The organism is Novosphingobium sp., from assembly GCF_041915465.1.
Classification (GTDB): Bacteria; Pseudomonadota; Alphaproteobacteria; order Sphingomonadales; family Sphingomonadaceae; genus Novosphingobium.
On sequence record NZ_JAYSBK010000036.1, the window covers coordinates 17,851 to 28,721 of the forward strand.

Genomic DNA, 10,871 nt, shown 5'->3' on the forward strand with positions numbered 1-10,871 from the left:
AGTCCCCACTACTCTTGGATGCTGGCAAGATTGTTGCCGCGCAGGCTAACAGCCTTGCCCGCCCGGGGCAATCAGCCAGCCAGCGCCGCCTGCGCAATCCGGGCATAAATCCGCGCCAGCGCCGCAAGATCGGGGATTGCCGCCGCCTCGTCGCGCTTGTGCATGGTGGCATTCGACAGGCCGAACTCGATCACCGGACATAGCGCGCGCAGGAACCGCGCGTCGGACGTGCCGCCCGTGGTCGAGGCTTCCGGGGTAAGGCCGGTTTCTGCCTCTACCGCCGCTGCCACCAGTGCCGAAAACTCGCCGGGCGGGGTGAGGAACGCCTCGCCCGAAATGACCGGACGCGCGGTACCGCCATGCTTTGCCGCGATCGCGCTGACGCGGTCCGCCAGTTCCTGCCCGGTGTGGCAGTCGTTGAACCGGATCGAAAGCCGCGCGCTGGCCCGGCTGGGGATCACGTTGGTTGCCGGGTTGCCGACCATGATGTCGGTAATTTCAAGGTTCGAAGGTTGGAACCAGTCGGTCCCGTTATCCAGCTCCAGCGCTTCCAGTTCGGCCAGCATGGCGACCAGCCGGGTAATCGGATTATCGGCAAGGTGCGGATAGGCGACGTGGCCTTCCTTGCCCTCAACCTCCAGCCAGATGTTGACCGAGCCGCGCCGCCCGATCTTCATCATGTCGCCAAGCCGGTTCACCGAAGTCGGCTCCCCCACCAGGCACAGGTCGGGAATTTCGCCCACCGCGCGCATGTGTTCGATCAGCGCGACGGTGCCGAAGCGGGCCGGGCCTTCCTCGTCGCCGGTGATGATGAAGCTGATCGTGCCGGCATCCTGCGGGATCTCGGCCACGGCGGCGACCATCGCCGCGATCGCGCCCTTCATGTCGACCGCGCCGCGCCCATAGAGCAGTTCGCCGCGCACTTCGGGAGCAAAGGGCGCGCTGGTCCAGCCTTCGCCCGGCGGCACGACATCGACGTGGCCGGCAAAACCGAAATGCCGCGAGCCTTGCGGCCCCTTGCGGATCGCGAACAGGTTTTCGACCGGCCCGTCGGGCGCCTCGCCCGAATGGGCGCGGTGGACCACGAAGCCGAGCGGCGCGAGCTGCGCCTCAAGGCAATCGAACACGAGGCCCGCGGCCGGGGTGACGCTGGGGCAGGCGATCAGCGCCTGGGCAAGCTGGAGGACATCGGCGGAGGGCATCGGTGCGGTCATGGTGGCATCCCGCATATGGTGTATGGTCGCGCCATACAAGCCGGAGCGCCGCAATGCCCAAGCTCGATCTCGAAGCCATCCCCCAGACCAACGCCACCGGTTATCCGCCGCAATATGCCGATGTGATCCGGGGGCGCTGGTATCGCCGCTTGGCGCCCGCAGCGGGAATCGCGGACTTCGGGGCAAGCCACGTGGTGCTGCAACCGGGGGCATGGTCATCCCAGCGCCACTGGCACGAGGGCGAGGACGAACTGGTCGTGATGATCAGCGGGGAGGCGGTGCTGGTCGACGATACTGGCGAAACAATCATGCGCGCGGGCGATATTGCGGCCTTCCCCAAGAATGACGGCAACGGTCACGTGCTGCAGAACCGCACGGCCGAACCGTGTACGTTCGCCGCGATCGGCAAGCCCTCTGCCACCGCCTGCCATTATCCCGATATCGATATGCACCTGTTCGCCGGGACGGATGGCCAGCGGCGCAAGGATGGGAGCAGCTTCTAGCGCGTCACTTCGCCTTTGGCGCTTCCCACTGCTCGATCACCCAGTCTTCGGCTTCGGCCGCTGCGATCCACGCCTGAAGCCATTCGTGGTCCCATAGAGCTTCCATGTAGGCCAGCGCAAAGCCCGGCACGGCAATGCGGTAGGTGATGAACCGGCTGATGACCGGGGCATAGAAAATGTCTGCCGTGCTGAAGGTGCCGAACAGGAACGGCCCGCCCTGGCCAAAGCGCGCGCGTGCCTCGGCCCACAAGGTCAGGATGCGGACGATGTCGGCGCGGGCCGCCTCGCTGATCTCCCAGCCTTCGACCTGGCGGCGGATGCTCATCGGGCATTCGGCGCGCAGCGCGGCGTAGGAGCTGTGCATTTCCGCAACCATCGAGCGGGCCATGGCGCGGGCGTCGTCTTGCCTAGGCCAGAAACGTTCACGCCCGACCTTGTCGGCCAGGTATTCGACGATCGCCAGGCTGTCCCACACTACGGCGTCGCCGTCCCACAGCACCGGGACCTTGCCCGAAGACGGCGCGATGTCCTCGTTGGCCTTCTTCAGCTTGTCCCAGTCCTCGCCATAGAGCGGGACGGTGATTTCATCGAAGTGCAGGCCCGATTGCTTGCACGCCAGCCAGGCCCGCAGCGACCAGCTGGAATAGGACTTGTTGCCGATGATCAGTTTCATGGGCTTCAGGGCTAACTGTTCAGCTTGACCCTGTCGAGCGTGAACGGCTAGCCCCGGGGCAAAGGAGTTCCTCGATGTCGCTGCGCCCGTTCCACCTTGCCTTCCCCGTTCGCGACCTGGCCGAGGCCCGCGCCTTCTGGGGCGGGGTGATGGGCTGCGCCGAAGGGCGCTCGTCCGATCAATGGATCGACTTCGATTTCTACGGCCACCAGATTGTCGCCCATTGCACCGGTGAGGCGGCGGCGGATGCGGGGAACAATCCGGTCGACGGGCACGGCGTGCCGGTGCCGCACTTCGGCATCGTCCTGACGCTGGAGGACTGGCAGGATCTGGCCGACCGGCTGACCGCCGCGGGCGTGAAATTCGAGATCGAGCCCTATGTCCGCTTCAAGGGCGAAGTGGGCGAACAGCGCACCATGTTCTTCCGCGACCCCAGCGGCAACGCGATCGAAATGAAGGCTTTTGCTGACCTGGGCCAGCTCTTCGCGAAGTAGCTGCCACAAGCTTGCCGCGCGGATGTCGCTGTCGCGTCAGGAAAAGTTCATCGCTCAGTCTCCAATGTTGCATCGCAGCGTAACACGCCGCGCCTACCCGCCGCTGGTCAACAAAACCAACGGGGGCACCCATGCGTCGATTCTCGCTTTTCCTGCTCACTACTGCTGCCTTCCTGCCGCAGGCCGCTTTTGCCGCCGATACGGCTGATGCCGCCGACACTGGCGCCGATACCTCGGCCGATTCCGAAATCGTCGTGTTTGGCCAGGGCCAGACCAAGCAGGTCCAGGAAGTGAAGGGCGACGAGATCCAGCAGCTCGCCCCCGGCACCAGCCCGATCCGCGCGATCGAAAAGCTGCCCAGCGTCAACATCCAGTCGGCCGACGCCTTCGGCAACTATGAATGGTCGGCCCGCGTCACCATCCGCAGCTTCAACCAGAACCAGCTGGGCTTCACTTTCGATGGCATTCCGCTGGGCGACATGAGCTATGGCAACCACAACGGCCTGCACATCAGCCGCGTGGTCAGCCCCGAAAACATCGCCAGTGTGCGCGTGGCGCAAGGCGGCGGCGCGGTTGGCACCCAGTCGACCAGCTCGCTTGGCGGCACGGTTGAAACCTTCTCGCTCGATCCGCTCGACCGCCTGGCCGTCCAGGCCAATGCCACCTATGGCAGCGACAATACGACCCGCGCCTTTGTGCGTCTCAACATGGGCAACGCCGACGGCGCGCGCGGTTTCGTTTCCTATGCCTATGGCACGACCGACAAGTATCGCGGCCACGGCAAGCAGGACCAGCACATGGTCAACGCCAAGCTGGTCGTACCGATCGGGCTTACGACCATCGACGGCTGGTACAGCTTCTCGGACCGCGCCGAGCAGGACTACCAGGACATGTCGCTCGATATGCTGAACCGGCTCGGTTACAGCTGGGACAACACCTTCCCCGACTATGCCCGCGCGATCCTCTATGCCGATATCGGCAACAATCGCGGCGATACCGGGGCTCCGGTGTCGAACGCGGCCGCCGGCACGGTCTATCCGGGCAACGTCACCTCGGTCGACGATGCCTATTACGATGCCTCGGGCCTGCGTCAGGACACCGTTGCGGCGCTGGGCGTGACCGCGCCTATCGGTGAAAATGCCAAGCTTTCGGTCAAGTGGTACCATCACCACAACAAGGGCATGGGGCTCTGGGCGACGCCCTACGTGCCGAGCCCTAATGGCGTGCCGATCTCGGTCCGTACCACCGAATACGACATCAACCGCAATGGCTTCTTCGGCAACTTCGACATCGATCTCGGCAACCACCATCTCAATGTCGGCGCCTGGTGGGAACACAACGACTTCAACCAGGCCCGCCGGTTTTATGGCCTGGCCAGCCGGACCGATCCGGGCCTCTCGTTCCGCACTTTCCCCTCGAACCCGTTCTATACCCAGTGGGAATTCAACTTTGCGACCGAGACGCTGCAGTACCACGTCAGCGACGAGGTCCAGATCGGCGATCTCAAGCTCGATCTCGGCTGGAAGGGCTTCCGGGTTGAAAACAACGCCAAGGCCGTCGTCCAGGCCAGCTTCCCCGAAGGCAAGATCAAGGCCGAGGACTGGTTCCAGCCGCATGTCGGCATGACCTACAAGCTGGGCGCGCACGGCGAAGTCTTCGCCGGCTTTACCCAGGCCTCGCGCGCCTTCGCGTCGGCAACCACCACCGGCCCGTTCAGCACCACCCAGGCCGGCTTCAATGCGATCAAGGATTCGCTCAAGCCCGAAAGCTCGGACACTTATGAACTGGGCGCGCGCTACAACGACAGCACCTTCAACGGTGTGATCGGCGTCTACCTGGTCAACTTCCACAACCGCCTGCTGTCGGTATCGAGCGGCGCCAGCATCGTGGGCAGCCCCTCGGTACTGCAGAACGTCGGTTCGGTCCGCTCGGTCGGCTTCGAGGCTGCTGGCGACGTCAAGCTGGGCGCCGGTTTCAGCCTGTTCGCCTCGTACAGCTACACCGACGCGACCTACCGCAACGACGTCTACTCGGTATCGGGCATGCTGCTTGCCGCGATCAAGGGCAAGACCGTGGTCGACAGCCCCAAGCACATGCTGCGCGGCGAACTGAGCTATGATCAGGGCCCGGTGTTCGCCCGGATCGGCGCGAACTACATGTCGAAGCGGTACTTCACCTATACCAACGACCAGTCGGTTCCGGGCCGCGTGCTGGTGGATGCCACGCTGGGCTATCGCCTGACCGACGGGATCGAGATCCAGGTCAACGCGAACAACCTGTTCGACAAGCAGTACGTCGCGACGGTTGGTTCGGGCGGCTTTGGCAACAGCGGTGACCGGCAGACCCTGCTGGTTGGCGCGCCGCAGCAGTTCTTCGTCACCCTCAAGGCAGGGTTCTAAGCCATGAAGGCCGCGTTCTTTGCCCTTTCGCTGGTCACCGCCGCCGCTGTCCTTCCAGCAGCGGCTCAGGCCAGCCCGGTACTGATGATCTCGATCGACGGATTGCGACCGGGAGGCATCCTGGAAGCCGAAAAGCGCGGCCTCAAGCTGCCCAACTTGCGGCGGATGATGGCCGATGGCGCCTATGCTACGGGCGTTGCCGGCGTGCTGCCGACGGTGACCTATCCCAGCCATACCACGCTGATCACCGGGGCCAGCCCGGCAAAGCACGGGGTGGTCAACAACACCACCTTCGATCCCGCGCAGATAAACGCCGGCGGCTGGTACTGGTATGCCAGCGACATCAAGGTGCCGACCCTTTGGTCGGCCGCCGGGGCGAAGGGGCTGAGCGTGGGCAATGTCCACTGGCCGGTCAGTGTCGGCGCCACCGGGATCACCTGGAACCTGCCGCAGCTGTGGCGCACCGGCCACGGCGATGACGCTAAGCTGATCGCAGCGCTGGCGACGCCGGGCCTGATCCCCGAGCTTGAAGGCGCGACCGGCCTGACCTATGCCGCCGGGATCGACGAAAGCATCGAAGCGGACGAGAATCGCGGGGCCTTCGCGGTCAGCCTGATCGGGCGGCACCATCCCGATTTCATGACGGTCTATTTCACAGCGCTCGATCACCAGCAGCACATGGACGGTCCCGATACGCCCGGCGCCCATGCCGTGCTGGAACGGATCGATGCCCTGGTCGGCCAGGTGATGGCGGCCGAACTGGCGGCCCACCCGGATGCGACCGTCGCGCTCGTCAGCGATCACGGGTTCGAGCCGATCTCTCACGAAACCAGCCTGTTCCGGGCCTTCATCGACGCCGGGCTGATCCGGCTCGACGCCGAGGGCAAGGTCAGCGGCTGGGACGCGATGGTCTGGCCTTCGGGCGGATCGGCAGCGATCGTGCTGGCGCGGCCGGACGACGCGGCATTGGCCGCAAAGGTCGCGGACGTGCTGGCGCGGCTCAAGGCCGATCCCGCCAGTGGCATCGCCATGATCGCGGGCAAGGACGACATCGCGCGGATGGGCGGCAACCCACAGGCCAGCTTCTACGTGAATTTTCAGCCCGGCTGGAGCGCGGCGGGCTTTGCCGGGGCCAATGCCCCGCTGTTTGGCGTGCCCAAGTACAAGGGCACCCACGGCTATTTCCCGCAGGCGCAGCACCTCCAGGCAACGTTCATGATCGTCGGTCCGGGCATTGCCAAAGGGCGCTCGCTCGGCCTGATCGACATGCGGGCGATCGCGCCGACGCTGGCGCGCGTACTCGATGTGAAGCTGGATGGGGCGGAGCTGCCGCCGCTTGACCTCTCGGCCAAGCGCTAAGGCTCAGATCAGCGCGTCGCCCAGCACGGCGGCGCGCAGTTCTGCAATGCCCATGCCCTTTTCGGAGCTAGTGATCGCCACTTCGGGGAAGGCCGCCGAATGCTTGCGCGCTTCGGCCAGGGTGGCGGCGTGGACGGCTTCCAGTTCAGTCGCCTTGATCTTGTCTGCCTTGGTCAGGACGATGCGATAGCCCACGGCGGCCTCGTCCAGCATCTTCATCATCTCGATGTCGACCGGCTTGGGGCCGTGGCGGGCATCGATCAGCACCAGCACGCGGCGCAGCACCAGCCGCCCGCGCAGGTAATCGCGCACCGTGCGCTTCCACTGTTCGACCACCTTGGGCGGGGCCTTGGCAAAACCATAGCCCGGCATGTCGACCAGCCGGAACACAGTGGGTTCACCCACTTCGAAGAAGTTCAGCTCCTGCGTGCGCCCCGGCGTGACCGAGGTGCGGGCGATCGACTTGCGGCCGGTCAGCGCGTTGAGCAGCGAGCTTTTGCCCACGTTGGAACGGCCCGCAAAGGCGATTTCCGGCGCATCGGGATCGGGCAGGAACTTGAGCGAGGGCGCGCTCTTCAGGAATTCGACGCGCCCCGAAAACAGGCGGCGCGCCTGTTCGGCGAGGTCGTCTTGCTCCATCGGCTCAGTTCTTCCGGCTCTTGGCGCGCTCGTGATCGACGACGGCCTTGTCCGCCTGCACCTTCAGTTGCGGGTGCTTGGAATAGAGATAGGCCTGCTGCGCGATCGTCAGCACGTTCGAGGTGATCCAGTAGATCAGCAGGCCCGCGGCAAACGGCGCCATGATGAACATCATCATCCACGGCATGATCGCGAAGACCTGCTGCTGTGCCGGGTCCATCGCCGCCGGGTTGAGCTTGAACTGCAGGAACATGGTGATCCCCAGCAGCAGTGCCAGCAAACCGATCCCGAGGAACGAGGGCGGGGTGAACGGCAGCAATCCGAACAGGTTGAGGATGTGCAGCGGATCGGGCGCGGACAGGTCGTGGATCCACAGCGCGAACGGCTTGTGGCGCATTTCGACCGACAGGATCAGAACCTTGTAGAGCGCGAAGAACACCGGGATCTGCAGGAAGATCGGCAGACAGCCCGCAAGCGGGTTGACGCCTTCCTTCTTGTAGAGCGCCATGATCTCTTCCTGCTGCTTGGGCTTGTCGTCCTTGTAGCGTTCCTGCAGCGCCTTCATCTTGGGCTGGATGGCGCGCATCGCCGCCATCGAGGCGAACTGGCGCTGGGCCACCGGGAACATTACCCCGCGCACGATCAGGGTAAGCAGGATGATCGCCACGCCGAAGTTGCCGACCAGCTTGTAAAGCGAGCCCAGCAGCCAGAAAATCGGCTTTTCGAACCAGCGGAACCAGCCCCAGTCGATCGCCAGACCGAACTTGGGAATGCCCTGTGCTTCGTACTTGTCGAGCACGGTCGATTCCTTGGCACCCGCGAACAGGCGGGTGGTGCGGGTAGCCGAAAGGCCCGGCGCCACCGCCTGCGGGGCATAGAACAGGTCGGCCAGGTAGATGCCATTGCCCAGCGCGCGGAAGTCGCTGGTCGCGTCCGCCTTTTCGGGGATCAGCGTGGTCATCCAGTAGATATCGGTAAAGCCCAGCCAGTCCGCCTTGCCGTCGTTGGCCACGGTGCCGGTCTTGTCGACATCCTTGTAGTTCGGATCGAATGAAACGGTGCCGTCAAACGCGCCGAACGGGCCCGAATGGACGTTCCAGGTGCTGACGCTGGCGGTCTTGCTGGTGCGATTGAGCTGGGCGACGGGCTTCACGGTAACCGGGGCCGCGCCATTGTTGGCGACCGTCTGGGTGACGGTGAGCATGTAATCGTCGTCGATCGCGTAGGTCAGCGCATAGGTCAGGCCCGCGCCGTTGTCCCAGGTTATGCGTACCGGGGTCTTCGGCGTCAGCTTCGCGCCGGCCGGGGCGGTCCACACGGTCTGCGCATTGGGCAGGGCGACATTGTCGCCGGTCCAGCCGAACTGGGCATAGTGCTGCGCCGGGGTGCCCGCGGGCGAGAAGATGCGCTGCAGTTCGTTTGGCTGGTCTAGCGCGGCGGTGTGGCGCCTGGTGGAGAGGTCATCGACCGCGCCGCCGACCAGATTGATCGAGCCGGTCAGTCCCGGCGCGTCGATCGCGACGCGCTGCGGCGACTTCAGGGCGCTGGCCAGGTCCTGCGCTTCAAGTGCGCGGTCCGCTTCGCTCGCCAAGCCGCCTTCGCGGGTCGGCTTGGCCGTCGCGGTTGCCTGCGGCGCGGGGGCATTCGCCGTTCCAGGGGTCGGGCTGGCCGCCGCCACCGGCTGCGGCTTGTCGGCATTGGGATAGAAATAGCGCATGCCCGCTTCCCATCCCAGCAGGATGACTGCGGTAAGCACGACCGCAAGGATCAGGTTGCGCTGGTTCTGGTTGTCCACGAAGGGGCCCCTGCTTCAAATGACTTGATGTGAAATGGGAAGGAAACGAACCGGATCAACCCGCTGCCTTGGGTACAGGACCTCAAGGCACCGGGTCATAGCCGTGACCTCCCCACGGATGGCAGCGCATTATACGCTTAGTGGCGAGCCAGCCACCCTTAATCGCGCCATGCTTTTCGATCGCTTCAATCGCGTATTGCGAGCACGAAGGCGCATAGCGGCACGAGGGCGGAAGGATGCGCGAAGGGCCAAGTTGCCAGCCCCGCGCAATCAGAATCAGGATGCGCTTCATGGCCGGGGGGCAATCACTTGCGCGGCCCTGCGCCGCGGGGGCGGCGCTTGTCGCCCTTGCCTTCGCGGGCGCGGGCAAGCGCGGCGGACAGTTCCTCGCGCAGCTGGCCGAAATCGCGCTCGATCCCGCCTTCGCGGCCGATCAGCACGTGATCGCTGGCGGGCAGGCCTTCCGTCGGCAGCACCGCGCGCAGCAGCTCGCGAAAGCGGCGCTTCATGCGGTTGCGTACCACGGCATTGCCGATCTTCTTGGTGACGGTGATCCCGAACCGCATCGTGTCCGCGCTGTTGGGGTTCACAAGCAGCACAAAACCGGGGCGCGACACGCGCAGGCCCCGGTTTGCGGCAAGGAAATCGGCCCGGCGGGTAAGCACGGGCAATTTCGGTGATTCGGTCAGGCCGACAGCTTCTTGCGGCCGCGGGCGCGGCGAGCGGCCAGAACCTTGCGGCCGCCGACGGTGGCCGTGCGGGCGCGGAAGCCATGGCGGCGGGCGCGGACAAGGCGGCTGGGCTGGAAGGTGCGCTTCATGGTAACCTCGAATAAATTCAAAACAGACGCCGCCTTGGCAAGCGACGCCATTACAGGGGCGGGCCGTTAACGGAGCGCCGCCGCAGAGTCAAGCGCGGCACGGACAAACGGCATCAGTCGAGATGCACCCATTGACCCATGTCGGCGGCGGTTAGCCAGCGGGCATCGTCGTTGGGGACGGAATTGGTCATGGCATAGAAATTCCGCGCTTCGGGTTCGCTCATGCCCATGTCCCGGTAGTAGGCGATGTAGGCGCGGTTTTCGGGCGCGTCAGCGGGATAGTCACGCGCTTCAAGGCCATCCTCGTCGGCCCAGGAATGGACCGCGAATTCGGCGCCCGGATCGGCAATCCGGCTCTTGCCCGCAAGGAACAGTTCGACCCCGCCCGACCGGACCGATCCGCCATCGGGCACGTGGGTCGAAAGCCCGCGCGCATGAATCATCCGGCCAAGTTTCAGGTTGGCGCGGTCGTCTTCGGTGCCGGGGCAATCGATCATCTCGATCAGGCTGATCCCCGGATAGGCGCGCAGCATCGCCTCGAACTGGGCGGGGCTGGACGTGTCGGTCACATCGACCAGCGCGGCGCGGCCCGGATCGAGCACGCGGAACGGGCCGAAGCTGGCAATGCCGGCAGGGATCGCTGCGGGCGCGGCACTGACGAAGCGGTCGGAGCCGGCGGGCTCGACCACGACAGTCTCGTAAACCGTCTCCGTCACTACGAAGTCGCGCGCGGCAACCGGGCTTGCCGTGAAGGCCAGCAGAGGCATCAGCAGGGACAGGATCCGGCGCATGACCGGATTATGCGGCGCGCGGCCTTACCGGGGTGACAAGCCCAAAGGTTAAGGCCGCGTTTCCGCCATTATGGCGCCGGTCACGATGGACAGCGCGGGCGGGCTGTTCCATCAGGTGCAACTACGTGATTCTGCGGGGGGTTTGCTTGGTCGCACTGGTCCAGACGGTGGCCTATCTGGGGCT

12 protein-coding genes are annotated in these 10,871 nt (G+C 65.1%); 4 read left to right on the top strand and 8 right to left on the bottom strand.

The window, feature by feature from the left end; all coding sequences use genetic code 11:
* Positions 1–71 precede the first annotated feature (71 nt).
* Complete coding sequence (gene dapE / locus ACE3SN_RS08270; protein ID WP_374529145.1) at positions 72–1,214, bottom strand: succinyl-diaminopimelate desuccinylase; 1,143 nt, start codon at positions 1,212–1,214, stop codon at positions 72–74.
* Positions 1,215–1,267: 53 nt separating this feature from the next.
* Here dapE and ACE3SN_RS08275 point away from each other — a divergent pair, with 53 nt between their 5' ends.
* Entirely contained in the window at positions 1,268–1,717 is a 450-nt protein-coding gene (locus ACE3SN_RS08275; RefSeq protein WP_374529146.1) for a cupin domain-containing protein, read from the top strand.
* Between the two features lie 4 nt (positions 1,718–1,721).
* Here ACE3SN_RS08275 and ACE3SN_RS08280 read toward each other — a convergent pair whose 3' ends face one another.
* Positions 1,722–2,390, bottom strand: a complete 669-nt coding sequence (locus ACE3SN_RS08280) for a glutathione S-transferase family protein (RefSeq protein WP_374529147.1) — start codon at positions 2,388–2,390, stop codon at positions 1,722–1,724.
* A 74-nt stretch (positions 2,391–2,464) separates the two neighbouring features.
* Here ACE3SN_RS08280 and ACE3SN_RS08285 point away from each other — a divergent pair, with 74 nt between their 5' ends.
* From ACE3SN_RS08285 to ACE3SN_RS08295, 3 genes are all read left to right on the top strand, one after another.
* Positions 2,465–2,884 carry a VOC family protein gene (locus ACE3SN_RS08285; RefSeq protein WP_374529148.1) on the top strand — a complete coding sequence of 140 codons (420 nt, stop codon included), beginning with the start codon at positions 2,465–2,467 and terminating at the stop codon, positions 2,882–2,884.
* Positions 2,885–3,015: 131 nt separating this feature from the next.
* Positions 3,016–5,283 carry a TonB-dependent receptor gene (locus tag ACE3SN_RS08290; RefSeq protein WP_374529149.1) on the top strand — a complete coding sequence of 756 codons (2,268 nt, stop codon included), beginning with the start codon at positions 3,016–3,018 and terminating at the stop codon, positions 5,281–5,283.
* A 3-nt stretch (positions 5,284–5,286) separates the two neighbouring features.
* The gene (locus ACE3SN_RS08295) at positions 5,287–6,642 is read left to right on the top strand and encodes an alkaline phosphatase family protein (RefSeq protein WP_374529150.1); all 1,356 of its coding nucleotides are present in this window, start codon (positions 5,287–5,289) and stop codon (positions 6,640–6,642) included.
* A gap of 3 nt (positions 6,643–6,645) precedes the next feature.
* Here the strand turns inward: ACE3SN_RS08295 and yihA are convergent, their stop codons facing one another.
* The 6 genes from yihA to ACE3SN_RS08325 form a co-directional block, all read right to left on the bottom strand.
* Positions 6,646–7,281, bottom strand: coding sequence for a ribosome biogenesis GTP-binding protein YihA/YsxC (gene yihA / locus ACE3SN_RS08300; protein WP_374529151.1), 636 nt, complete (start codon positions 7,279–7,281; stop codon positions 6,646–6,648).
* Between the two features lie 4 nt (positions 7,282–7,285).
* The gene (yidC, locus tag ACE3SN_RS08305) at positions 7,286–9,076 is read right to left on the bottom strand and encodes a membrane protein insertase YidC (protein ID WP_374529152.1); all 1,791 of its coding nucleotides are present in this window, start codon (positions 9,074–9,076) and stop codon (positions 7,286–7,288) included.
* 82 nt (positions 9,077–9,158) lie between these two features.
* Positions 9,159–9,368, bottom strand: a complete 210-nt coding sequence (gene yidD / locus ACE3SN_RS08310; RefSeq protein WP_374529153.1) for a membrane protein insertion efficiency factor YidD — start codon at positions 9,366–9,368, stop codon at positions 9,159–9,161.
* Positions 9,369–9,381: 13 nt separating this feature from the next.
* Positions 9,382–9,741: a ribonuclease P protein component gene (gene rnpA, locus ACE3SN_RS08315; RefSeq protein ID WP_374529154.1), complete on the bottom strand. Its 360-nt coding sequence runs from the start codon at positions 9,739–9,741 to the stop codon at positions 9,382–9,384.
* A 20-nt stretch (positions 9,742–9,761) separates the two neighbouring features.
* Entirely contained in the window at positions 9,762–9,896 is a 135-nt protein-coding gene (gene rpmH / locus ACE3SN_RS08320) for a 50S ribosomal protein L34 (RefSeq protein ID WP_011444236.1), read from the bottom strand.
* A gap of 113 nt (positions 9,897–10,009) precedes the next feature.
* A complete protein-coding gene (locus ACE3SN_RS08325) occupies positions 10,010–10,687 on the bottom strand; it encodes an alpha/beta hydrolase (protein ID WP_374529155.1) in 678 nt (225 codons plus the stop codon).
* Positions 10,688–10,871: the final 184 nt, after the last annotated feature.

Bases quoted from the DNA above. Each gene is read 5' to 3' on its own strand.
- dapE (WP_374529145.1), bottom strand. From the start codon at position 1,214: ATGACCGCACCGATGCCCTCCGCCGATGTCCTCCAGCTTGCCCAGGCG.
- ACE3SN_RS08275 (WP_374529146.1), top strand. From the start codon at position 1,268: ATGCCCAAGCTCGATCTCGAAGCCATCCCCCAGACCAACGCCACCGGT.
- ACE3SN_RS08280 (WP_374529147.1), bottom strand. From the start codon at position 2,390: ATGAAACTGATCATCGGCAACAAGTCCTATTCCAGCTGGTCGCTGCGG.
- ACE3SN_RS08285 (WP_374529148.1), top strand. From the start codon at position 2,465: ATGTCGCTGCGCCCGTTCCACCTTGCCTTCCCCGTTCGCGACCTGGCC.
- ACE3SN_RS08290 (WP_374529149.1), top strand. From the start codon at position 3,016: ATGCGTCGATTCTCGCTTTTCCTGCTCACTACTGCTGCCTTCCTGCCG.
- ACE3SN_RS08295 (WP_374529150.1), top strand. From the start codon at position 5,287: ATGAAGGCCGCGTTCTTTGCCCTTTCGCTGGTCACCGCCGCCGCTGTC.
- yihA (WP_374529151.1), bottom strand. From the start codon at position 7,281: ATGGAGCAAGACGACCTCGCCGAACAGGCGCGCCGCCTGTTTTCGGGG.
- yidD (WP_374529153.1), bottom strand. From the start codon at position 9,368: ATGAAGCGCATCCTGATTCTGATTGCGCGGGGCTGGCAACTTGGCCCT.
- rpmH (WP_011444236.1), bottom strand. From the start codon at position 9,896: ATGAAGCGCACCTTCCAGCCCAGCCGCCTTGTCCGCGCCCGCCGCCAT.
- ACE3SN_RS08325 (WP_374529155.1), bottom strand. From the start codon at position 10,687: ATGCGCCGGATCCTGTCCCTGCTGATGCCTCTGCTGGCCTTCACGGCA.